The organism is Clostridium sp. CM036, assembly GCF_055081135.1.
On the sequence record NZ_CM143652.1, the window covers coordinates 2,070,574 to 2,094,373 of the forward strand.

The 23,800-nt window shown below is 32.2% G+C and carries 23 protein-coding genes; 9 read left to right on the forward strand and 14 right to left on the reverse strand.

What is annotated here, in order from left to right; genetic code table 11:
• The first annotated feature begins 32 nt into the window (after positions 1–32).
• The 3 genes from ygeW to ACWJKE_RS09680 are packed head-to-tail and all read left to right on the forward strand — an operon-like array spanning position 33 to position 3,117.
• Positions 33–1,226: a knotted carbamoyltransferase YgeW gene (gene ygeW / locus ACWJKE_RS09670; protein WP_220286736.1), complete on the forward strand. Its 1,194-nt coding sequence runs from the start codon at positions 33–35 to the stop codon at positions 1,224–1,226.
• Between the two features lie 28 nt (positions 1,227–1,254).
• The gene (locus ACWJKE_RS09675) at positions 1,255–2,607 is read left to right on the forward strand and encodes a uracil-xanthine permease family protein (protein WP_220286737.1); all 1,353 of its coding nucleotides are present in this window, start codon (positions 1,255–1,257) and stop codon (positions 2,605–2,607) included.
• A 45-nt stretch (positions 2,608–2,652) separates the two neighbouring features.
• Complete coding sequence (locus tag ACWJKE_RS09680) at positions 2,653–3,117, forward strand: nucleoside deaminase (RefSeq protein ID WP_216304251.1); 465 nt, start codon at positions 2,653–2,655, stop codon at positions 3,115–3,117.
• A gap of 119 nt (positions 3,118–3,236) precedes the next feature.
• Here the strand turns inward: ACWJKE_RS09680 and xdhC are convergent, their stop codons facing one another.
• From xdhC to proB, 6 genes are all read right to left on the reverse strand, one after another.
• The gene (gene xdhC, locus ACWJKE_RS09685; RefSeq protein ID WP_216304250.1) at positions 3,237–3,725 is read right to left on the reverse strand and encodes a xanthine dehydrogenase subunit XdhC; all 489 of its coding nucleotides are present in this window, start codon (positions 3,723–3,725) and stop codon (positions 3,237–3,239) included.
• Entirely contained in the window at positions 3,718–4,605 is an 888-nt protein-coding gene (gene xdhB / locus ACWJKE_RS09690; RefSeq protein ID WP_220286738.1) for a xanthine dehydrogenase subunit XdhB, read from the reverse strand. The genes xdhC and xdhB overlap by 8 nt, the downstream gene beginning before the upstream one ends.
• Positions 4,606–4,624: 19 nt before the next feature.
• Positions 4,625–6,904 carry a xanthine dehydrogenase subunit XdhA gene (gene xdhA, locus ACWJKE_RS09695; protein WP_462958757.1) on the reverse strand — a complete coding sequence of 760 codons (2,280 nt, stop codon included), beginning with the start codon at positions 6,902–6,904 and terminating at the stop codon, positions 4,625–4,627.
• A gap of 68 nt (positions 6,905–6,972) precedes the next feature.
• Entirely contained in the window at positions 6,973–8,316 is a 1,344-nt protein-coding gene (locus ACWJKE_RS09700; RefSeq protein ID WP_220286740.1) for a nucleobase:cation symporter-2 family protein, read from the reverse strand.
• A gap of 563 nt (positions 8,317–8,879) precedes the next feature.
• Positions 8,880–10,136 (reverse strand): glutamate-5-semialdehyde dehydrogenase, encoded by a 1,257-nt coding sequence (locus ACWJKE_RS09705; RefSeq protein WP_462958758.1) that lies wholly within the window; start codon positions 10,134–10,136, stop codon positions 8,880–8,882.
• A 65-nt stretch (positions 10,137–10,201) separates the two neighbouring features.
• Positions 10,202–11,020, reverse strand: a complete 819-nt coding sequence (gene proB, locus ACWJKE_RS09710; protein ID WP_216304244.1) for a glutamate 5-kinase — start codon at positions 11,018–11,020, stop codon at positions 10,202–10,204.
• 325 nt (positions 11,021–11,345) lie between these two features.
• On the opposite strand from proB, the gene ACWJKE_RS09715 reads away from it, so the two are divergent.
• Positions 11,346–11,759, forward strand: a complete 414-nt coding sequence (locus tag ACWJKE_RS09715; protein ID WP_165412644.1) for a hypothetical protein — start codon at positions 11,346–11,348, stop codon at positions 11,757–11,759.
• 314 nt (positions 11,760–12,073) lie between these two features.
• On the opposite strand, the gene ACWJKE_RS09720 is transcribed toward ACWJKE_RS09715, so the two are convergent.
• Entirely contained in the window at positions 12,074–12,238 is a 165-nt protein-coding gene (locus ACWJKE_RS09720) for a hypothetical protein (RefSeq protein WP_165412643.1), read from the reverse strand.
• Positions 12,239–12,463: 225 nt separating this feature from the next.
• Here ACWJKE_RS09720 and ACWJKE_RS09725 point away from each other — a divergent pair, with 225 nt between their 5' ends.
• Positions 12,464–12,643 (forward strand): asparagine synthase, encoded by a 180-nt coding sequence (locus tag ACWJKE_RS09725; RefSeq protein ID WP_216304641.1) that lies wholly within the window; start codon positions 12,464–12,466, stop codon positions 12,641–12,643.
• A 241-nt stretch (positions 12,644–12,884) separates the two neighbouring features.
• Complete coding sequence (locus ACWJKE_RS09730) at positions 12,885–14,060, forward strand: amidohydrolase (RefSeq protein WP_220286742.1); 1,176 nt, start codon at positions 12,885–12,887, stop codon at positions 14,058–14,060.
• A gap of 84 nt (positions 14,061–14,144) precedes the next feature.
• Here the strand turns inward: ACWJKE_RS09730 and ACWJKE_RS09735 are convergent, their stop codons facing one another.
• The 3 genes from ACWJKE_RS09735 to ACWJKE_RS09745 all read right to left on the reverse strand — a co-directional run bounded on the left by ACWJKE_RS09735 (position 14,145) and on the right by ACWJKE_RS09745 (position 18,418).
• A complete protein-coding gene (locus ACWJKE_RS09735; protein ID WP_216303174.1) occupies positions 14,145–15,581 on the reverse strand; it encodes a carbon starvation CstA family protein in 1,437 nt (478 codons plus the stop codon).
• 457 nt (positions 15,582–16,038) lie between these two features.
• Entirely contained in the window at positions 16,039–16,740 is a 702-nt protein-coding gene (locus ACWJKE_RS09740; RefSeq protein ID WP_216303175.1) for a LytR/AlgR family response regulator transcription factor, read from the reverse strand.
• Positions 16,741–16,744: 4 nt separating this feature from the next.
• Complete coding sequence (locus ACWJKE_RS09745; RefSeq protein WP_220286743.1) at positions 16,745–18,418, reverse strand: sensor histidine kinase; 1,674 nt, start codon at positions 18,416–18,418, stop codon at positions 16,745–16,747.
• Positions 18,419–18,670: 252 nt separating this feature from the next.
• Here ACWJKE_RS09745 and ACWJKE_RS09750 point away from each other — a divergent pair, with 252 nt between their 5' ends.
• Positions 18,671–19,279, forward strand: a complete 609-nt coding sequence (locus tag ACWJKE_RS09750) for a 3'-5' exonuclease (protein WP_220286744.1) — start codon at positions 18,671–18,673, stop codon at positions 19,277–19,279.
• A gap of 30 nt (positions 19,280–19,309) precedes the next feature.
• Here the strand turns inward: ACWJKE_RS09750 and ACWJKE_RS09755 are convergent, their stop codons facing one another.
• Together ACWJKE_RS09755 and ACWJKE_RS09760 are read right to left on the reverse strand one after the other, a co-directional pair.
• Complete coding sequence (locus ACWJKE_RS09755) at positions 19,310–19,735, reverse strand: acyl-CoA thioesterase (RefSeq protein ID WP_220286745.1); 426 nt, start codon at positions 19,733–19,735, stop codon at positions 19,310–19,312.
• 43 nt (positions 19,736–19,778) lie between these two features.
• Complete coding sequence (locus tag ACWJKE_RS09760; protein ID WP_216303179.1) at positions 19,779–20,504, reverse strand: hypothetical protein; 726 nt, start codon at positions 20,502–20,504, stop codon at positions 19,779–19,781.
• A gap of 231 nt (positions 20,505–20,735) precedes the next feature.
• Between ACWJKE_RS09760 and ACWJKE_RS09765 the strand changes: the two genes are divergently transcribed.
• Positions 20,736–20,900 (forward strand): hypothetical protein, encoded by a 165-nt coding sequence (locus ACWJKE_RS09765; RefSeq protein ID WP_165412633.1) that lies wholly within the window; start codon positions 20,736–20,738, stop codon positions 20,898–20,900.
• Between the two features lie 150 nt (positions 20,901–21,050).
• Here the strand turns inward: ACWJKE_RS09765 and ACWJKE_RS09770 are convergent, their stop codons facing one another.
• Together ACWJKE_RS09770 and ACWJKE_RS09775 are read right to left on the reverse strand one after the other, a co-directional pair.
• Complete coding sequence (locus ACWJKE_RS09770) at positions 21,051–21,218, reverse strand: zinc-ribbon domain-containing protein (RefSeq protein ID WP_165412632.1); 168 nt, start codon at positions 21,216–21,218, stop codon at positions 21,051–21,053.
• Between the two features lie 376 nt (positions 21,219–21,594).
• Complete coding sequence (locus ACWJKE_RS09775; RefSeq protein ID WP_187351415.1) at positions 21,595–22,824, reverse strand: aminopeptidase; 1,230 nt, start codon at positions 22,822–22,824, stop codon at positions 21,595–21,597.
• A 410-nt stretch (positions 22,825–23,234) separates the two neighbouring features.
• Here ACWJKE_RS09775 and ACWJKE_RS09780 point away from each other — a divergent pair, with 410 nt between their 5' ends.
• Entirely contained in the window at positions 23,235–23,789 is a 555-nt protein-coding gene (locus tag ACWJKE_RS09780) for a hypothetical protein (protein WP_216303180.1), read from the forward strand.
• Positions 23,790–23,800 lie beyond the last annotated feature (11 nt).

Here is a 23,800-nt window from a genome sequence, read left to right on the forward strand (position 1 = left end):
AAATAATACTAAATAAAAAGGAGTTTTTAAAAATGGCTTTAATGGATAAATACATCAGCAAACTTAACTCCCTAGATTTTAAAAATATGTATAATAATGATTTCATGCTCACTTGGGAAAAATCAAAGGACGAACTCGAGTCAGTGTTCACAGTTGCAGAAGCTCTTAAAGAATTAAGAGTAAATAACATATCATCAAAGATTTTCGATAGTGGCCTGGGAATTTCACTCTTCCGTGACAATTCAACTCGTACAAGATTTAGTTTCGCTTCTGCTTGTAACCTTCTTGGTCTTGAAGTTCAGGATCTTGATGAAGGAAAATCTCAGGTTGCTCATGGTGAAACAGTAAGAGAAACCGCTAACATGATTTCTTTCATGGCAGATGTTATAGGTATCCGTGATGATATGTATATTGGAAAAGGTAATGCTTATATGCGTGAAGTTTCTAAGGCTGTACAAGAAGGTAACGATGAAGGGATTTTAGAACAACGTCCAACACTTGTTAGTTTACAATGTGATATAGACCACCCCACTCAATGTATGGCTGATACTCTTCATATTATAAATGAATTGGGCGGTATTGAAAATTTAAAAGGTAAAAAAATTGCTATGTCATGGGCATATTCTCCATCTTATGGTAAGCCCCTTTCAGTTCCCCAAGGAGTAATTGGACTTTTAACTCGTTTCGGTATGGATGTTGTTCTTGCACATCCAGAAGGTTATGAAGTTATGAGCTCCGTCGAAGAAATTTCAATAAAAAATGCTGCGAAGTCTGGTGGTTCATTTACAAAAACAAATTCTATGGAAGAAGCATTCAAAGATGCCGACATAGTTTATCCTAAGAGCTGGGCTCCTTTTGTCGCTATGGAAAAACGTACAGATTTATATGCAAAAAATGACCAAGCTGGTATAAATACACTTGAAAAAGAACTCCTTTCACAAAATGCTGAGCATAAGGATTGGCAGTGTACTGAGGAACTTATGAAAACTACAAAAGATGGGAAAGCACTTTATCTTCACTGTTTGCCCGCTGATATCTCTGGTGTTAACTGTGAAGTTGGAGAAGTTGCAGCTTCTGTGTTTGATCGTTATCGCAAACCACTTTATAAAGAAGCAAGCTATAAACCTTATACAATAGCTGCTATGATTTTCTTAAGTAAAGTTAATAATCCACAAGAAGTTTTAGCTATGCTTGAGAAGATCAATAAAGAGCGCAAATTAAAATAACCCAAATTAAATGCTGGGGGGAGTTTTTATGAGTTCTAATCAAAAATCCTTATTATTCCAATATGATGGTAAACCTTCACTTAAAGAGATTATACCGCTAGGCATGCAACACGTCGTTGCTATGATTGTTGGTTGTGTTACACCGGCTCTCATAATTGCTGGCGTTGCAAATCTCACCGCCGCTGATAAAATTTTACTTGTACAGTCCTCACTTTTTTTTGCTGGTATAGCAACCTTAATTCAAATTTTTCCACTTGGTAAAGTTATTGGTTCAAGATTACCTGTAATTATGGGAGTAAGTTTTGCATATGTTCCAACATTAACGGCTATTACTGGTGAATTTAATATTGCTACTGTTTTGGGAGCCCAAATAATAGGTGGTTTAGTTGCTATAATTTTTGGGATATTTTTAAAAAAACTTTTAGCATTCTTTCCACCTCTTGTTACTGGTACCGTTATATTTAGCATAGGATTATCACTCTACTCAGTCGCTATTATATATATAGCTGGCGGTGCTGGTTCTCCAACTTTCGGTTCTCCTAAAAATTGGGCTGTTGCTCTAACAACACTTGCTGTTGTTATGTTTTTAAATTATTTTACTAAGGGGACTCTCAAACTTGCATCTATTTTAATAGGTATAATTGCAGGATATGTTATTGCTATATTTCTTGGAATGGTATCCTTTGATGCGGTGACTTCAGCTGGCTTATTTCAAGCTCCAAAACCACTACACTTCGGTATAAACTTTAATATTACAGCTATAACATCTATGGCTATAATGTATATTGTAAATTCTGTTCAAGCTATAGGTGATTTATCTGCTACAACGGGTGGAGGTATGGATAGATCTCCCACTGATAAAGAACTTTCTGGTGGTATTATCGGAAACGGATTTTCAAGTATAATTGGTGCTTTCTTTGGTTGTATGCCAACTGCGACATATAGCCAAAATGTAGGTATAGTAATTACAAATAAAGTTATCAATAAGTGGGTATTTGCTTTTGCTTCTTTTGTTGTAATTTTAGCAGGTCTTATTCCTAAATTTGCTTCACTGCTTACAACTATTCCTCAATGTGTTCTTGGCGGAGCAACAATCTCGGTTTTTGCCACAATAACAATGACAGGAGTTAAAATGATTTCTTTAACTAATCTTACAATGAGAAACTCAGCAGTTGTAGGAATTGCAATTGCATTAGGTCTAGGTATTGTTCAAGTTCCCAATGCATTTGCTCTATTCCCATCATGGTTTATATCTATATTCGGAAAATCATCCATTGTTGTTACAACCATAGTTGCAATAGCACTAAACCTTATCTTACCTAAAGATAAACCTGAAAACGTTACTATTACTAATAATAAATCTAAATCAATAAACATGTAAAAAAATCAAGCCACTTTAGTGGCTTTTTAATGAGGTGGTATAAAAATGAATAAGTTTATGAAAATCGCTATAGAAGAAGCTTTAGCTGGAATGGAGAACAACGATGGTGGCCCTTTTGGAGCCGTTATTGTAAGAAATGGTGAAATTATAAGTTCCGCTCATAATCAAGTTATTAAGACCAACGACCCTACTGCACATGCTGAGGTTACAGCCATTAGAAAAGCTTCTAGTGCACTTGGTAAATTCGATTTATCAGATTGTATAATATACTCCTCTTGTGAACCTTGTCCTATGTGTTTTGCAGCAATTCATTGGGCAAAAATAAAAACACTTTATTATGGTTCAACAAGGCAAGATGCTGCAAATATAGATTTTGATGACCAATATATTTATGATGTAATAAACGGAACGGCAAAAAAATTGCAAGTTGAAAGGCTACAAATAGATAGAGAAGAGAGCCTTGAAGCTTTTAAAAAATGGAAAATTAAAATAGATAGGGTTCAATATTAGAACATAAAAGCAAAGCACTTCCATCGCAGCGATGTAAGTGCTTTATTTTTCATTTCTTGAATCTTCATTATTGTTTTAAACCAGTGACGATCGAAGTTTAAAACATTTCACCATCGTTCTCAATGGTTACAATTTTCGCAACGATGCTTTTTAACTTTTTCTACAGCATTCAAAATATTTTCATAACCTGTACAACGGCAAAGATTACCTGAAAGTTCTTTTTTAATTTCATCTGTTGTATACTCTTTACTGTCTTCAAGAACAGGGATAGATGCCATAACAGCTCCACATGTACAAAAACCGCATTGGACAGCACCTTCATCAATAAATGCTTCTTGAATATCTGATATATTTCCATCACCATCCATTAAACCCTCAATTGTACGAATTTCTTTACCCTCTGCCCAAATTGCAAGGTAAATACAAGAATCAAAAGCTTCATCATTAATAAGGACAGTACAAGCTCCACATTCTCCAACCTCACAGCCTTTTTTAACGCTCGTAAGATGAAGATGATTTCTGAGAACATCCGTAAGTGACTCTCTATCATCTATCATAAGTTGTTTAGGTTCATCATTTACTGTGAAGTTTAAAATTGCATTAGCCATTTACCACACCTCCTGATAGTCTTATTGATTCCTTTAAAGCCCGTTTACACAATTCATAAACAAGCTGGAGACGAAAATCTTTAGATGCACGCCAGGAAGTACGCGGATTAACTTCTGTCTTTGCTATTTCTCCAAAAATATTGAACATTTCATCAGATATTTTCATTCCCTTTATGGCTTCTTCAGCTTTTGGACATCTCATAGGGACAGGACCTGCAACCCCAAAGGCAAGATGTACATCGCAAATCACATCTTTTTGCATATTAAGTTTGCAAGTTACACTGCATCCAAGGGTTGCAATATCCATTGCATTACGCATAGAATATTTAATATAATTACCTGTGAAATTTTCATAATTTTCTTTTGTAATATATATAGCCGTAAGTATTTCACCATTTTTTAAACTAACTTTTCCTGGACCTACATAATACTGCGCAATTGGAATAACCCTCTTCCCATTTGCCCCTTCTATTTCAAGAATAGCATTCAGTGCAAATAACGTCGATGCACTATCAGCACTTGTAACACCATTTGAAATATTCCCTCCAATTGTGCCAATGTTTCTTAACTGTGGGCCTCCTATTTCATCAACCGCATCTCCCAGTACTGGAATATGTTTTTTAATAATTTCATTTTTTGTTATATGTGAAAAACTAGTAAGGGCGCCTATTTTTATACTACCATTTTCCTCCATAGATATTCCTCTTAGCTGGTCTAATCCATAAATACTTATAAGAGAACATCCAGCAAGCTTTCCATGACGAATCTTAATAAGTACATCACTCCCACCTGCAATAATTACAGCATCAGGTTCATCCACAAGATGCTGTATTGCATCTTGAATTGAAGTTGCACTATATATTTTTCCGATATCATACATTGTTATGTCACCTCCATCTTTATATCAAATTTTGATTCTTAAATTTTTCTACAAGTCTTTGTGGCGTTAACGGAGCAACATTGAACTGAACTCCTGTAGCATTTAGCACAGCATTTCTAATTGCAGGTGCAACGGGGATCGCAGGCGGTTCTCCTAGTGCCTTGTTACCAAAAGGCCCTGACACATCATATGTTTGCGCAAACTGTGCTTCCAGGTGTGGTGTATCCATCATAGTTGGAAATTTATAATCTAGTAAATTGTCATTAAGTAGTTTGCCAGTCTTTTCATTAAACAATAGCTGCTCACTTAAACCATAACCGAGTCCCATGCTCATACCACCATGTACCTGGGCTTCTGCAAGTGCTGGATTAATAATTTTACCAGAATCATGTACATTAATAACTTTAATAACTTTAATTTTACCAACGGGAATATCAACTTCAACATCGACAAAACATACTCCAAAGGAAAACGTATTTGATTTACATTGGTTTGTTTCTTCAGCTGTTATATGAATTGATCTTTCTACATTGTAAAGTGCATGAATAGCAACTTCTTTAAGTGATGCTAAAACTTCACCAGTTTCCTTGTTTATAATATTATTATCTTTAAGATCAATATTTCCTGATGGAACTTTTAACATGAAATTTGCGTGCTCAATTATTTTTTCTTTGAGCTTTATAGCAGTTTTTTTAGCGGCCATCCCTGATACATAAGACTGCCTCGATGCATAAGCGCCTGTGTCAAATGGTGTAATATCTGTATCTTGAGTTGATATCATATGGACATTTTCAATTGGAATAGTAAGAACCTCTGATACCATTTGACTAAATACCGTATCTGCCCCCTGACCTATCTCTGTCGCACCCATTTGAACTTGAACAGAACCATCTTGATTAAGCACAATCCTACAAGATGCTGTTTCGAGTGATATTGGATAAACACCTGTTGCATAACTAAATATTGCCATACCAACACCTTTTCTTACAGGCCCTGTTTGATTTTGGTATTCTTTAAGTTTATTGTCCCAATCAATATATTTTCTACCTTTTTCGATACATTCGTAAAGACCATTACAATTGCATTTAACCTGATTATCAACAAAACCTACTTTCATAGCATTAAGTTTTCTTATTTCAATCCTGTCTAACCCAAGTTTTATTGCAATATCATCCATATGGGATTCAAGCGCAAAAGTGATTTGTGGTATCCCATAACCACGCATGGCACCAGATGGAGGCATATTCGTAAATACCGAATACATATCCCCTTTAGTTGCAACCGCATCTTGATATATCTGTTTAAATGCGTGGCCAGCTTTATTTGTTACACTATGTCCATGTGATGCATAAGCGCCTTTATTACCATATATTTCAACTTTTCTTGCAACAAATCGTCCATTTGATCTTAGATAACTTTTAATTTTGATTTTCATGGCAGTACGCACGCGGGTATTAGCAAAATCCTCTTCCCGGGTCAGATCAAGTTTGACACATCTACCACCGATAGCCTTACATAAATATGCATTAAGTGGTTCATAAAGAACATCTTGTTTATTCCCAAACCCACCCCCTATATATGGCTTAATAACTCTGATTTTACCCCAATCAACACCAAGTGCTTGACCAATTACACGTCTTGTAATATGAGGGATTTGAGTTGATGAAACAACAACAATTCTTTTTCCCTCTTCATATGCATAGGAAATTGGATTTTCAATCTGGCAATGTTTAACGGCCGGAGTTTCGTATTCCCCTTCAAAAACAATAAGTCCTTGTTCTTTTATCGCATTATCATAATTACCCATTTCATAACTTGTATGCGAAAGAATATTATCAGGGTAATCTTCATTGATTGCTTTTGCCCCTTCTTTTAAGGCAGCTTCTATGGACATTAATGGTTCATATTCATCGTATTTAACTTTTATAAGATTAATTGCTCTTGTTGCAATTACATTATCTTTAGCAACTACAGCTGCTATGTCATCACCATAATATCTAACTCTTTGATTAAGTAACTTTCGGTCTGCAATATCCGCATGACTCGGGTCAATTGAAAAAGGATGCCCAGCTGTTGGAAATTTAATATCAGGAACATCAAAACAAGTTACAATTTTTACAACCCCTGGAAGTTTCATCGCCTCTGTAGTATCAATAGCTTTAACAAGACCATTCGCAATTTTACTATGAAGAACTTTAGCAACTAGAGCATTATTTAATTGAAAATCATCTGTATATAGTGCCCGTCCAGTTACTTTATCAAAAGCATCAACCCTCTTAATACTTTTCCCAATACTCATTTTTTTCCCTCCTTATATAAATGCGTCCTTATTATATTCAATAACCTCTTATGATCTAATAATATTTTTTATTGTGAAACTGTTTTTGAATCTAAGTTAGCTTTCGATTCTTCTTTTAATACAAAATTAAGTAATAGAGCTGACACTGTACCTGCACTTATACCTGAAGAAAAGAAACTTTTAACTGCTGACGGCATACTATTTAAAAGGTCTGGCCTTACAGTAACTCCTAACCCTATTCCAATTGAAATCGCAAGTATAAGCATATTTCTGTTGTTAAGTTCTACACCTTTAATAGTCTTAATTCCCGCTGATACTATCATTCCAAACATTATAATACCGGCACCACCTAAAACCGGGCTTGGCATAATTGCAATAAGGGCACCAATTTTAGGAAATATACCTAGTCCCATTAAAATAATTCCAGCAACAGCAACTACAAATCTACTTGCAACTTTAGTAAGTGGTATAAGCCCAACATTCTGCGAAAATGATGTATTAGGCCCAGCATTAATAAATCCTGCTATAAGAGACCCAACACCATCGGCAAGTATACCTTTTGAAAGTTCTTCTGAAGTTACCTCTTTTCCCGCTGCTTCACCAACAGCCATAAGACATCCTACCGTCTCAACAGTTGTTACTAGATACGCTGTAATAAATGCAACAAATGCACTGAGCTTAAAGGCAACACCATATTTGAAAATTGTTGGAAATTCAATCCAGCTAGCATTTGCAATTGCTGAAAAATCAAGCATTCCTAATGGAAAACATATTGTGTATCCAAATACCAGACCAATTATAACTGATGCAGAAGAAATGAGTCCTTTACCGTATCTATTTAATAAAGCAATTACTAACATAACCGCAAACGCTATACATACATTCCTCACGCTTCCATAATCTTTAGATCCGACTCCACCAGCAGCCCAATCTATTGATACAGGTATTAAAGTTAAACCAATTAACATAACAACAGTTCCCGTTACAATTGGTGGAAAAAACTTCCTCAGTGGTTTAATAAAATAACTTAAAAAAATCTCAATGAAAGATCCCATTATTGTTGCACCAAACATTCCCGGCAACCCGAAAGCAGAACCTACTGCTATAGATGGTCCAACAAATGTAAAATCAGTTCCCATAACACATGGAAGTTTAGACCCTACAGGACCAATTCCTTTGGCTTGAATAAATGTAGCGATGCCCGCTGCAAATAATGCGGCACTTACTAAAAATGCAATGTCTTTCACTGGTAGTCCTAAAGCACCTCCAACTATTAGTGGAACTGCTACAATACCTCCGAACGCCGCCATAATGTGTTGAAAAGCAAGTATGATTGTAATGTGGATTGGTGGTTTGTCGTTTATCTTATACAAGATACCATCGTTGTTTCTAGGTGAATTTACTGTCCTCATAGAATATATCCCCCTTTTATAATTAAATTATAAATAAATTTACAATAATGGAGACTGTATTTGTACTCTAGACATTGTGATAATTCAAAATACTACAAAGGAATGAATAATATAATCCTACTTACTATATTTATTACGCCTTTTTTTAGGATGCATACAATAAATATAGTTACCTTTCGTATACGTTTTCTAGATTCATTTAGAATATTTATAAATAACTAACGCTCTGTTATTTTTTTGTAAAAATATTGTTTTTTTTCCTATTATACCCTTCGTCAAGATTACCATCTTGACAAATAAAAGTCAATGATTTACAAAACTTTTAACCCCTTAGCTATTTCTGCAGCCTTGGCAAATGGACAAGAAATGGAATTGTTGCATTCCAATATAATTAAGGGCTGTGGTGAATGTTTAAAGCTATGTACAAAAAATACTAAAATCTAAAAAAGCACTGTCAATATTATTGAAACTCAATAATATTGGCAGTGCTTTTACTATTTTTAATTTAAAATATTAATATGATTTTAGTTACCCTACATAAATTTTACTTTTGAGGTAGCTCATTATTCCCTAACTTGCCCATCTCCATATATAAGATATTTTGTAGTTGTTAACTGCTCAAGCCCCATTGGGCCCCTAGCATGAAGTTTTTGATTGCTTATACCTATTTCTGCACCAAATCCAAATTCTGCGCCATCTGTAAATCTTGTAGAAGCATTTACATATACACAAGAGGCATCTACTTGCATTAAAAATCTCTGCGAATTTCTATAATTATTAGTTATTATAGCTTCTGAATGTTTTGTTCCGTATTTAAAAATATGGTCAATAGCTTCTTCCATTGACTCAACAACTTTAATTGAAACTATTAAATCCAAATACTCAGTATCCCAATCCGCGTCGATCGCAGCCTTCGCATCTTTAATAATTTCAATTCCTTTTTCACATACTCTAATTTCCACACCTAATCCATAAAGTCTTTGTGCAAGCCTTGGTAAAAACTCACTAGCAATATTTTCATGTACAAGTACTGTTTCTACTGCATTACATACTCCCGGTCTTTGAGTTTTAGCGTTAACTACTATTTCTTCCGCCATACCTAAATCAGCCTCTGAATCCACATATATATGACAAATACCTAGCCCTGTCTCGATTACTGGTACAGTAGCATTTGCTATAATGGCTTTTTTAAGTCCAGCGCCACCTCTAGGAATAATTACATCTACGTAATCATTAAGCTTTACTAACTTATTTACTAATTCTCTATCCACCATTTCAATAAGCTGAATACACCCTTCTGGTAGTCCTGCGAAAGTAGCAGCTTTTTTAATAACTTTAGCTAAAGCCATATTAGTATTTATAGCCTCTGAACCTCCTCTGAGTATTATTGAATTACCTGCCTTTAAGCATAAAGCTGCTGCATCTACAGTTACATTTGGCCTTGACTCATATATCATACCTATAACGCCCAATGGAACTCTTACCATGGAAATATCTAAATCATTTGGTCTTTTCCATCTTTTTATTCCGTCACCTATAGGATCAGGAAGTGATGCAACATTTTTAAGTCCCTCAGCCATATTTTCAATTCTCTGCTGATTAATCATTAATCTATCCAGCATTGCAACAGACAAATTATTTTTCTTACCTAATTCCATATCCTTAATATTTGCTTCAATTATAGCGTTTTCACTGTTTATTAAAGCTTTTGCCATATGTAAAAGTGCATTATTTTTCGCATTAGTGCTAGCAGTAACCATGATTCTAGACGCATCTTTAGCACGTCTGCCTATATTTATAATATAATCTTCAAAATTCAATTTTTCTCCTCCTTGGCGCTTTATAGCATAGATAACAGCTATGCTATTACAATGTGTAACCTATTCTATCTCTCGCTCATGGTTTTTGTATTTCTTTCGAATAATGTCCCTACTTCACGACCTTCTAAAATATCATTAATAATATTAGGTTCAGAGCCTTCTGCAATAATCATAGATGCATTTGCAGCTACTACAATTTCTGCTGCCTTAATCTTAGTTGCCATACCCCCAGTTCCAAGATTTGACCCTACACCTTCTGCAGATTCCTTAATTTCATCAGTAATCTCGGATACATTATAAATGATTTTCGCATCAGAATTTGTCCTAGGGTTTGAGTCATACAATCCATCAATATCGGAAAGTATTATCAATAAATCCGCACCTATTAGACTTGTTACCATTGCAGATAATGTGTCATTGTCTCCAAACATTATTTCATCAACGATTACAGCATCATTTTCATTTACTACAGGTATAACCCCCTGAGATAGTAACGTCAAAAACGTATTATGGGCATTTAGATATCTTGTATTATCTACGATATCCTCTTTTGTTAAAAGAATCTGTGCTATAGTCTTTCCATACTCTGAAAAAAACTTTTCATACATGTGAATTAAAATGCCTTGACCTACAGCGGCCGCTGCCTGCTTTTCTGGTATTGTTTCCGGCCTCACCGTAAACCCTAATTTCCCCATGCCTGCTCCTATCGCTCCAGAGGTGACTAGTACAACCTGAATTCCTTGATTATGAATATCTGCCAATTGTCTTATAAGATTTTCAATACGTTTAAAATTTAATAATCCTGTAGAGTGGGTTAATGTTGAAGTTCCTACCTTTACCACAATTTTTGTTACACCTTTTAAATATTCTTTTCTACTGTTCATATAACCACTCCCCATCTCATTCTAATATTTAATTTAATTTTCTGTTTTTATAAATTTACCATACTTTTTAAAATTTTAAAAGATATTTTATACATAATACTAATTTAATTTTACACCATATAAATTACCAGGGTTAATTAATTTATAAAATTTTGATTTTTAGGATGAGGTTATTTAAGTAGAGTTTTGTATCATAGTGAATTTAATGATATAATTAATCTATTGTCATTAGCCATCTAAAAAATAGACTATCATGCTTACTAGTTATTTTTTTAAGATGCCTTAGTTAATGACTAAATAAAAAATGTAAAGTAGGAAGATTAAAATGAGAAATGCAAAATTAGAAAGAGCAATAGTTAGAATAGATAATGAGATTTCCGCTATGAACATAGCTAAGAAATACTTATCAAATTTAGATGAAATTAAAAATGTACAACACACTTTAAATAATAAAAGACAGCTACTTGCGGACGAATTGTATGTTGAAGACAAAAAATGTTATGAAAAGTGTTGTGACGTTATAGACGACATGCTAGATAAAGAGCTAGGAAAAGAAGACCAAATAGAATTACTTGAAATGATTAGGGAAAATTTTGGAAGACAATCCCCGAACGTAAGCAAGAAAAGTAGTGGCCTTAATGCCTGGTTAAAAGAACTTTGCATTGAATACCATTGGATTAAAAATGAAGAAACTGATTGGGATATGGTTGTTATTACCGGATTTGGGTTATATGAATAATTACCAAATTTTAGATTACAACTAAGTCCCTAATTATAATTAACCGCCATGTTGAGTCAACATGGTGGTAATTGATTTATAATAAAAAACTGCTTATAAAATAAGCAGTTTTTTATATTTTCTTTATTTACCTACCACTGGAACCCTTTTAGCATCGTCTTTCTTCATTTTCTTATTATTATCACCTTTAGGCTGAGCTTGCGGTCTACTCATTCCTTTTTTCGCCATAATTTTTCCTCCTTAAATTTATTTTAATATGCCTCATTACCTTATTATCTTTTACATATTATTTTGTTTAATACTAATACATTTTATTATTTATTCTTTCCTCTAATTTTATCATTAATCTGTATGACTTCCTCTTCATTTAAACTTGTTAAGTTTAAAATTTCAATCATGCCCTTGCCTTCTTCAAGCAAATTTTTTATATTTTCAACTTCCTCTTCATGCTGACCTTTTGGCAATTTTGTTTTTTTCATAGACTTTTATTTACCTCCTCTAAACTTTAATAAAATATTGTAATATCTTATTTTTACCTAGAAGATAACTTTTATTCTAAAACTATTAAATATGAATATAAAATGTGAATACATTATAATCCATATTTAATAATATGTAGACTATATTCTATATATTTTATAGTATTAATAATCTCATATTTGTAAAATATATTAACATATTATTAAAAAGGGAGGTCTTTTAATATGCGTGAAGGATTAATTCCAACTATGTTAGGTGCAGTTGTTACTACGGCTGGAGCATCATTTTCAAAAAACAGTATGAATAAAAAAAATATGCTTCCTATGATTGAAGCAGGTGTTATTGGCTTCGGGCTTGCTCACATTGTGTTAGGAGCAATTGATTTGGTTGAACACAGACGATAACTTACTTTGTTACATTTGTCTAAATATTAAAAAGTCTTTCTAATTTCAAAAAAAATAATTTAGAATAAACGAAAAAGCTGATTAGAAATTTCAATTTCTAATCAGCTTTTTTATAGTATCTAATCTCTAAATTCCCCATAAAATCTTTTTACAATATTTACTAATCAATGTTATAATAGTATTAGTATAATAATTTCATTATAGAAATGTTAGTATATCTAATAATTGAGGAGTTGTTTATATGATTTTAATTAAAAATGCCAATATACACAGTATGGCAAATAAGGATTTTGAAAATGGAATGATTTTAATCGATCATGGTAAAATTATTGCTATTGCAAATGACGTAAATCCACCCCGTAACGCAGAAATTATCGATGTTAAAAATAAGTTTGTTATGCCAGGAATGATTGATGCACACTGCCATCTTGGAATGTGGGAAGACGGAATGGGCTTTGAAGGTGCTGATGGTAATGAGGCTGTTGACCCAGTTACCCCTCATTTAAGAGCAATCGACGCTATTAATCCTATGGATATATGTTTCAAAGATGCAATCGACGCTGGAATAACAACCGTTGCAACTGGTCCAGGTAGCGCCAATGTAATTGGTGGACAGTTTACGGTTATTAAAACCTATGGAAATAGAATTGATGATATGATTGTAAATGAGTGTCTTGCTATGAAAGTCGCCTTTGGTGAAAATCCTAAAAGGGTATATCATGCTCAGAAAAAATCCCCCAGCACAAGAATGGGCACTGCTGCTATTTTAAGAGAAAATCTCATTAAGGCAAAGATGTATATAGAAAAACAAAATAAAGCCTTAGAAAATCCTGATAAAATGCCTGAATTTGACATGAAAATGGAAGCTTTAGCAAAGGTCATAAAAAAAGAAATACCTCTAAAAGCTCATGCTCATAGAGCTGATGATATCCTTACTGCTCTTCGAGTCGCAAAGGAATTTAATATAGATATAACCCTTGATCATTGCACAGAAGGCCACTTAATTATAGATTATTTAAAAGAAGGCATTCAAAAGGGTGTAATATTAGGTCCTTCGCTTTCTAATAGATCAAAAGTAGAACTTAAAAATTTAACTTTTAAAACGCCTGGAATTTTATCAAAAGCGGGTATAAAAGTAGCCATAATGACAGACCATCCTGTTATCCCACTTCAATATCTCCCAGTATGTGCTGGCATTGCATCAAGAGAGGGTATGGATGAAGAAGAGGCCCTTAAGGCAATAACTATAAATGCTGCAGAAATACTTGGCATAGATGGCATTGTTGGAAGCTTGGAAATTGGAAAGGATGCCGATATTGTTATATATAGTGGACATCCCTTTGATTTAAGAAGTAAAGTAGCATTGGTAATGGTTAATGGTGAAATTGTAAAAAATGAAATTTCAAAGGAATTTTAAAGGAATTTTAAAGGAATTTTAAAGGCTGTCAACATAATATTTATGTTAACAGCCTTTATTTTGTAATGAGATTCAAAAGAAATTTTATATATTAATGTTGCTTTTTAATTCTACCTTTTTTGATGCAATCAAGAAAATTACCATTGCTGCAATTGCTCCTATAATCCCGATCGTGTATGAAATATTTTGTGAAAGTTTAAACCCCTCTGGGGCAATTAAGATGTAAGAAGTACATACGGCTGTCATAAATGTAGCCGGCACCGTTGCCATCCAGTGTTTTTTACCCATACTAACCATATACATACCCGCTGTCCATAATACTATAGTAGCTAAAGTTTGATTAGACCATCCAAAGTATCTCCATATTATTGCAAAATCCATCTTAGTTAATATGAATCCTACCACAAATAGTGGAATACTAATTACAAATCTGTTTTTAATAGGACCTTGACTAAATTTAAATGCATCAGCCAAAGTTAATCTTGCACTTCTAAACGCTGTATCACCAGAAGTTATAGGACATGCTACAACCCCGAGTATAGCCAAGATTCCACCAACTTTTCCAAGCAAACTAATTGAAGATTCGTTTACTACCCACGCTGCTGTATGACCACTAATCGCCATAGTAGCATTTAACTGATCTACTCCTCCAAAAAAACTCATTGCTGCCGCTGCCCAAATTAATGCAACTATACCTTCCACGATCATTGAACCATAAAATATCTTTTTACCTTGTTTTTCACTACTTATACACCTTGCCATTAAAGGCGATTGAGTTGCATGGAACCCCGAAATAGCACCACAAGCAATAGTTATGAATAACATAGGAAATATTGGATTTTTATCTGAATTTGAATGCATATTAACCAAATTTGATAGTGTCACTTCTGGAATATGGTACCTACCAAAGATTAAAGCAAAAGCAATACCAACTGCCATAATCAACAAGCAAAATCCAAATATAGGATATATTTTTCCAATAAGCTTATCTATTGGAACCATTGTTGCCAGTAAATAATATGCGAATATTATATAAACTAATAGTTGAAAATTCATACCTGTTAAATCTTTTAATATACCTGCTGGTCCAGTTACGAAAACTACTCCTACTAGTATTAAAACTATTACCGAAAACACTCTCATAAAGTTTTGAAATCCTTTACCAAGATATTTTCCTACAACTTCAGGAATACTTGCACCATCATGTCTTGCTGATAGCATACCTGAAAAGTAATCATGAACTCCACCTGCAAAGATGCATCCAAAGACAATCCACAAAAATGCAACTGGACCCCACATTGCACCTGCAATTGCTCCAAATATAGGTCCTAATCCTGCAATGTTAAGAAATTGAATTAAGAAAATCTTCCATCCAGGCATTTCAACAAAATCTACACCATCCGCTAGCCTTACAGCGGGTGTTTTAATTGACTCGTCTGCTCCAAAAGCTTTTTCTACAATTGTGCCGTAAATAAAATAACCTGCTATAAGCGCTATAATTGCTAAAATAAATGATACCATTTGAACTCCCCCTAATTATTTATCAACTAAATTATAATGTATTTTTAAGAACTGAATACGCTTTCATACATGAAACGACAAAAAAAGCACATAAAGTGCTTTTATATACCCATTGTTTGTAAATTTGCAATATATGGTCTATATTTTATAAAAAGTCCGTTAATATACTATTTTGTAACAATCATCTTTATTTTCATATGCCTTAAATCATCTCCTGCGGAGCTGCAACAGCATCTGCCCCAAAGGCCTTTTCTACAATTGTACCATAAATAAAATAACCTACTATAAGGGCGATAATTGCTAAAATAAACGATACCATTTTAACTCCTCCTCAATATTTATAATTACATTTCAATTTATTAACATAATTATATTATATTGACATAATTATAATATATTATTAAGAATTAAATACAGTTTTATACATGAAAAAACAAAAAAAGCGCATGGAGTACTTTTATATGCCCATTAGTTGTTTAAACTCAATTATATTATTTCTACTTACCGGTATATGTACTTCTTCACCTTGCAGTTTTAACATAAAGGTATTGTTAAACCATGGAATTATTTCAGTTATTTTATCAGTATTTATAATATATGATCTATGACCTCTAAAAAAGAATTCTTCTGGAAGCTTTTTATAGAACTCAGAAATGCTACAATTTATATTGTATTGCATTCCTTTAATATAAATTAATGTTTCTCTTTCTCTTGCTTCACAATAAGAAATATCAATCATACTCCTCACCATCATTTTATTATCTTTCCAAAGTGTTATTTTATTATTTATACTTTTTTTATCGAAAAATTTCTCAATATTTTTTAATGTACTAACTATACGCTCTTCTGAATACGGCTTTAATATATAATCATAAGCCTGAATTTCAAATGCATCTACAGCATAATCTTTATGAGCCGTAATAAAAATAATAAGGTAATGTTTCGGGAAGTGATTAATAATTTTACCTAATGCCATTCCATCTAATTTAGGCATATTGATATCCAAAAAAATAATATCCGGTTTGTTTTGCTCAATAAACTCTAATGCCTTAATAGAATCATCAAATTCATCCATTATTTTTATACTACTGAAATTATTTATGAAGTACTTTAGCTCCTCTCTTGAAGGATATTCATCATCAACAATAATACAATTCATATCGTCACTCCCTTATTTCCCTCACATTGAAATTGATTCTAGTACCACTCGTACGTCTTTCTATCCTTAATCCTTCACCATAAATATACTTTAATCTATTATGAACATTTGACATGCCTATTTTATTTTCTTCCATTTTACCTTCATAGACTTTTTCTATAATCTCTTTTGAAATTCCAACTCCATCATCTTCAATTACTATTGTAATGTCACCAGCCGCAATTTTTTTAATTTCAATTGTCACGCTGCCGTATCCTTTCCCCTCTAAAATACCATGTTTAATAGAATTTTCAACTATTGGTTGAATGATCAGATTTGGAATCTTGACATCTAAATCGTCTTCAATATCATAAATTACATGAAGTTTTTCTCCAAACCTTGCTTTTTCTATCTCTATATATGCTTTAACCTGCTCTAGTTCACGGTAAATATCTACGAGATTTTCTCCTGTTTCTAAATTATATCTCAAGTAAGTGGATAAATTTATAATTAACTCTCTTGCACGGTTAGGATCAAGTCTAATAAATGAAATTATAGTATTTAGTGCATTAAATAAAAAATGAGGGTTTATTTGAGCTTGTAACGCCTTTATTTCAGCCTTATTTGCCATATTCTTTAGCTCTCCTAATTTACTAATTTCTAATTGAGTAGAAATTAGTTGGGATAATCCTACGGCTAAGTTTATATTTCTAAAGGAAATTGCATCCTCGCTGCAATAATATATTTTTAATGTTCCTATCATTTCGTCTCCTTCCTTCAAAGGAGCAATGATTGCGGATTTCAAATTGCACTTAACATTAGGACAATCTATCTGTTTTGCATTAGTTAAAGAAAGTAAGTTTCCCTCTCTAATAACTTTTTTTGTAGCTTCTGTTACAATCCGTTTTCCTCTTATATGATGATCAGCTCCTACACCTACATGAGCTAATATATACTCCTTATTTGTTATAGATACTGCATCTGAATGAATTGAATCTTTTATTATTCCACATATCTCTTCAAATGAATTTTCTTGCATTTTTCTAAAATATGGCAATGTTTTATTAGCTATTTCCAAAGCTATTTGTGCTTGTTTTGCTGCGATTTCTTCCTTTTCCTTATGTATTTTTTGAATTATTAATATTAAGATTGCGATTCCTATGGCATTTGTAAAGCTCATAGGTAAATATATACTTTCCACAATTGTTAAGGCCCTACTAAAAGGATGTGCCATCACAAGTATTAAAATCATTTCTAACGTTTCAATTAGAATCCCACCAATTAGCCCATACAACCACTTGTTATTTTCATTTGATTTTTTATATATTATACTTGCAACTATTCCTGAAATTATAGTTACGATTGTACAAGGTATTGATGTAACCCCTCCTACATCTACTAGTAGCCTGTGGATTCCAGCTATAACCCCTGCAAGTATTCCTACAAAAGGACCACATAATATTCCCCCTGCCATTACTCCAATAATTCTAGTGTTAGCAATCGCTCCATTAAACTCTGTTCCCGTGTGGGTCCCTAAAATTCCAAATGTTCCAAAAATTATCGAGAGCATAATTAGATCTTTTTTTTTGAACTCATCTTTTTGAACGATCCTCTTAAAGCTCCCTATCCTAGAAACGAAAAAAGCAATAAGAATCACATACCCTAAATTATTAGTAAGATTTCTTAACAATTCGATCATACATATTAACTCCATTTCACCCAATATATCTAAAAATAACTAGCTTAGTCTATTTTTCACACATGATTAAAGAAGGCTTTATAAATAGTATATACAACATTCTATAATATATAAAGATATATTATCTATGCTATAATTACTATAAGGTTATTTTTAATTAATACGAAATGTTGGAATACTTTAAATAGCCTTTATACATTATTCTATTAATTGTAAATATACACCTAGGTGATAACTACAGGAGGGTCTCTAATGCGAATGATTTTTTTTGATACAGAAACTACTGGCATAAGGCCAGGTAATATATGTCAACTAAGTTACATCCTTGTTGATACTAATTATAAACCAACAAAAACAATAGGTAAAAATATCTTCTTTACAGTAGATTATATAGAGCCATCTGCGCAAGATGTGCATGGTTTCAGTGTAGAGGCTTTATTTAAACTAAGCAATGGCAAAACTTTTGAAGATTCTCACGAAGATTTTATTGATGACTTTTTAACCGCAGACATTCTTATAGGACACAATGTTAATTTTGATATAAAATTTTTAACTCATGAACTTGAAAGTTGTGGGCATAAGCTAAATCTTAGCCATACTTTTTGTACAATGAAATATTATAAAGATATATGCAAACTTCTTACTTCAAGAGGTGGATATAAAAACCCAAAATTATCAGAAACTATTACATTTCTTAAGTTAAATGAGACTCATATAAATTTAAAAAGCAATGAATATTTTGGAGATACTTCAAATTTTCACGATGCTAGATTTGATACTACTGCAACCTATTTGCTAGTTACAGAAGGTATTAAGAAAGGCTTTATCCCTAAACATTATTTTTCAAAGCTTGTTAAATAATTTATAATGAAAAGATAGAATAATCGTACATTATTCTATCTTTTCAAAGAGTTTTTCAAATCCACTCCACATCTCCATATTGACTTTTTTAAGATTTACAACTCTAAATTTTTCATTAACAAAAGCATGAGTTGTACTGCCTTTAGCTAAGATTTTCCCGTCATTTTCTCTAATAACATTATAATTGAATATTACCTTAGCCCTATTTAGCTCTTTCATGAATGTTTGAATTATAATTATATCTTCATATTTTGCACCTTCTATGTACCTACAAGAGCTCTCTACCACTGGTAACATAATATTATTTTCTTCCACCTGTTTATAGGTCATGCCTATTTCTGTTATATACTCCGTTCTACCTACTTCAAACCAAGCGTAATAATTTGAATGATGCACAATCGCCATTTGATCCGTCTCTACATACCTTACTTTTAATTTCGTTTCATTGATATACATTTTCATTTCTCCAGTCTTCATTTGTATTAAACTCTAAACATTATTAGAATTCATATATTATACCATCGCAAAATATCCTTTTAATAACCTTATTATATACATATATTTGAATTGTATCACCCTTTTTCAAGTATAACTCTACAGGCAAATTAAGATCACATACAAAATTTCCTGATTTTATTTTTAGTTTTGTCCTGTGAATATGGTTTCTTCCCGCCAAATCTGCAATGTCTGCCCCTAATAGCAACCCCTGTCCTGAGGTCATGCTATCAATTTGTATTCTTGGATAATCAATAATCTTTGCAACCATAGGAATATCATTTCCTATTTTTTCATTACTAACATATACTGTATCCTCATTCATAATTATTGAATCATTTTCAATTATAACATTATTAATATCCACCAAGAAATATGCATTGATTTCTTCATTTGGGATGCTTTTATAATGAAATTTTTCTTCACAACGTAATATTCTAAGATATACCAATTTCAACAATTCTTCATAGGTATTATCTTTAAATTTTCCAAATTCTTTTCTCATTACATTATCTATGCTTTTGCTTAATCTTGGTTCATTAATTTTCCCTAAAATGTTTTTACAGCCCAAAAAGCTAGCTAACTCCAATTTTATTTTGCTTTTATTAAAATCCTTCTCTTCCAACTTAATATCTGTGTTAGCAACCATAAATACACTTGTATATTGTGGATATGCAGCTTGAATAAACCCTAAATATTTCCTATTTCTATCGTATACATTAAAAGGCATATTACGTCACTTCCTCCTAAATTATTTTTAAATCATATAAAAAATATTCCATATTAATATTACACCTCTATTTAAAATTGTTAAATACAAATTTCACAAAATATTATTTTACTTAATTACTTAAAAAGGTAAAAATATCTCTACTATTTATAGTAACTTCCTCATGCAAATATTTTTATGATTATTAGGTTATATTATTATATAACCCTAATATAAAAGGAGGTAATACTTATGGACAATAATAAAAGTCACATGAAAACTGATAAAAAAACTAACGCCGAACTGAGAAAAATGTTCCCCCAAAGCGGTGGTGATATAGGAATTGAAAATGGCGTGAAAATTGATGCAAATAATGACAAATTGACTAAACGCTCTAAATTATCTCATAACAAATAATATTTTTATCGCTAGAAAAACTCCAGAATGTTTCTGGAGTTTTTTAGTTTGTAGTTTCCACTTCACTACCTTATGCACTTTTACAATTTCCTAGAAAATAAAAAAAGCCCTATAAAACCAAAGTTTTATAGGGCTTTGCACTTATTTATACTATCTTCTAAAAGATGAATTATCATTTTGTTGTTTTCTTGCTCTTCTGCAATCAACACATCTTTGTGGTTCATTTTCAAATCCTTTTTCTTTGTAGAAAGCTTGTTCGCCCTCAGTGAATACGAATTCTTTCCCACAATCTTTACAAATTAAGTTTTTGTCTTCCATTTTAAATATTCCTCCTTTTATTTGGAAATTAAAATCTAAATTTGATTAACAATAATTTCCTTAAAAGAGGATATGCTGTTTATCATATTAGATTCTCTAGATAGCAATTATTAATTACTATTATATACTTATATTAACATATTATGAATGCATGTACAATATTTTTTTACTTTTTTATACAATCATTTTTTTATATCATTATAAAATCATACCATAGTGAAATAATATTTATCTCTATCCTTTAAATCATCTCCTGGGTAGCTGCACAGCTTTGAAGAACTCCAGAAGGATATTTATAATCCCACTGAAGTTTTATTTTTGCTAGGGTAGTTACCTCCCGCTTATAGAAGTAGTAGACTTTCCTTCTGAAATGTGGTTAAAATGCAAAATTACCACTCTTAAATATAGGTATTTCTTTTCCATCTGCTGTAATACCTATTATTTGCAAATCTCCTGTGCCAACCATAAAATCTTCATGCACAAAGGAATCATTGACCCCTAGTTTTGCAAGTTCCTCACTACTTAAATTTTCACCATTTTTTATGCATACTGGATATGCTTTCCCAATAGCCAAATGGCAAGATGCATTTTCGTCAAAAAGTGTATTATAAAATAGTATATTTGAATTTGATATTGGAGAATCATATGGTACTAAAGCCACTTCACCAAGATAATAAGATCCTTCATCGGTTTCAATAATGCTCTTTAAAATATCATAACCATTTTTTGCTTTGAAATCTACAATTCTTCCCTGCTTAAAAGTAAGTGAAAATTCTTCAATTAGATTTCCATTATAGTTTAAAGGTTTTGAGCTTACTACTATTCCATTAACTCCAGTTTTTTTAGGAAGTGTAAATACCTCTTCAGTAGGCATATTAGCTATAAACTCTATGCCCTCTGGGGTATAATCTGATCCTCCAAGCCATAAATGATTTTCTGGAAGCTCAATTTTAAGATCAGTACCCAATGAATTTTTATATTGCAAATATTTAAAGTTATTCAAATTTAAAAAGTCCATACTTTTTTTTAGATTGCTTTTGTGAGTTTCCCATGAAGCAACAGGATCCTCTGTATCAACCCTTACTGTTTTAAATATAGAGTTCCAAAGTTTTTCCATTGCCTTATCCTCTGATAATTCTGGAAAAACTTTTTTTGCCCAGGATAAAGTTGGAATTGATGCAACACACCATACATTTTTATTACTCATAAGCCTATCTCTGTATTCTTTTATTGCAGTACTAGCTGCTTTATGTGCTTTTGACAATCTCTGCGGATTAACATCCTTCATAAGTTCAGGATCAGAGGCTGAAATACTTAAGAAAGCTGCGCCCATTCGTGCATTAGATAAGTAAAAATCTCTCTGCCATTCCGGATATTCTTCAAAAACCTCTTCTGGCGCATGCATGAATTTAATTTTTGAGGATAATTCATCCCTCCAATTTATAATTACTTCCCTAGCACCCTCTATATAAGCACTTCGAGAAACAATTCTAGTAAAAGACGCGCACTCTATAGGCGAGTTGATTACAAGTGTTTGATTCTTTTGAATATTAATTCCTGTTTTTACCAATAAAAGAGCATATTTTTCTAATAATTCATTATTCATAATTTATTTTTAGCGAGTAAGTGTACAACAAGTACTCAAATTCACTAAATACTCACTTCCTTCCAATATCTCGTGTAGCCTTCTGCACGGATTGATTTTGCTTACTTTATTTATAATTTATTATTAGTACATCCAAGAAAATTATACCATAAAAAACAGCGTATGAAATCTAATGTTTAGTTTCATCTATCTGCTTTTCTATTTACTTCAATGATAATAATCTTTATAACCGCTATACTAGTAATATTATTATATAAAGATAATTATGAGAACTAAATCAAAACAATTATCTCAAAATAATCATATCTGACTTTTACTTAAATATAATTTATTTAAAAACATGAATTTTTATGATTTTGGTTATACTACATTTAAACCGATAATTATTTTACTAATAAGGAGGATTTTTCATGAAATCAAAAATTGTACTATTAACATCAGCTCTATTAACTGTGTTGTTTGTAGGATGTGCTAAGCAACCTGCACCCCCAAAACAAACAACACCGCCAGAAACAACCCCAAATGTAGTAACTACAGCTTCAATAGTAAATACTACAGCTACTTTTGAAAAGGCTATAAGTAGCAAGGGGACATGGATTATTGCAATAACAAAGGATTTAGCTATTGATAAAGATCTTGTAGTTGATGGTGAGTATAAAAACGGTAAAAAAGATGATAGTGGCAAAGATATTATACAACGTAAGATAGCTCTATACAGCCAAGATGAGAATAAAAACATAACTGCTAGATTCACTTTAACTGTTCCAAAATTAACTATCAATAGTGTTAACGGCAGTATAGAACATGGGACTTTCAAAGGTGATCTTTATGTTTCTGCAAATAACTTTCAGTTAAAAGATGCTACCGTTGACGGAAATATATATTTTACTACTGATGAATCTAAATCTACATTCAAAATGGATGCCAAAAGTAAATTGACAGGAAAAACGGAATTAAAAAAATAGTATAGTATCAC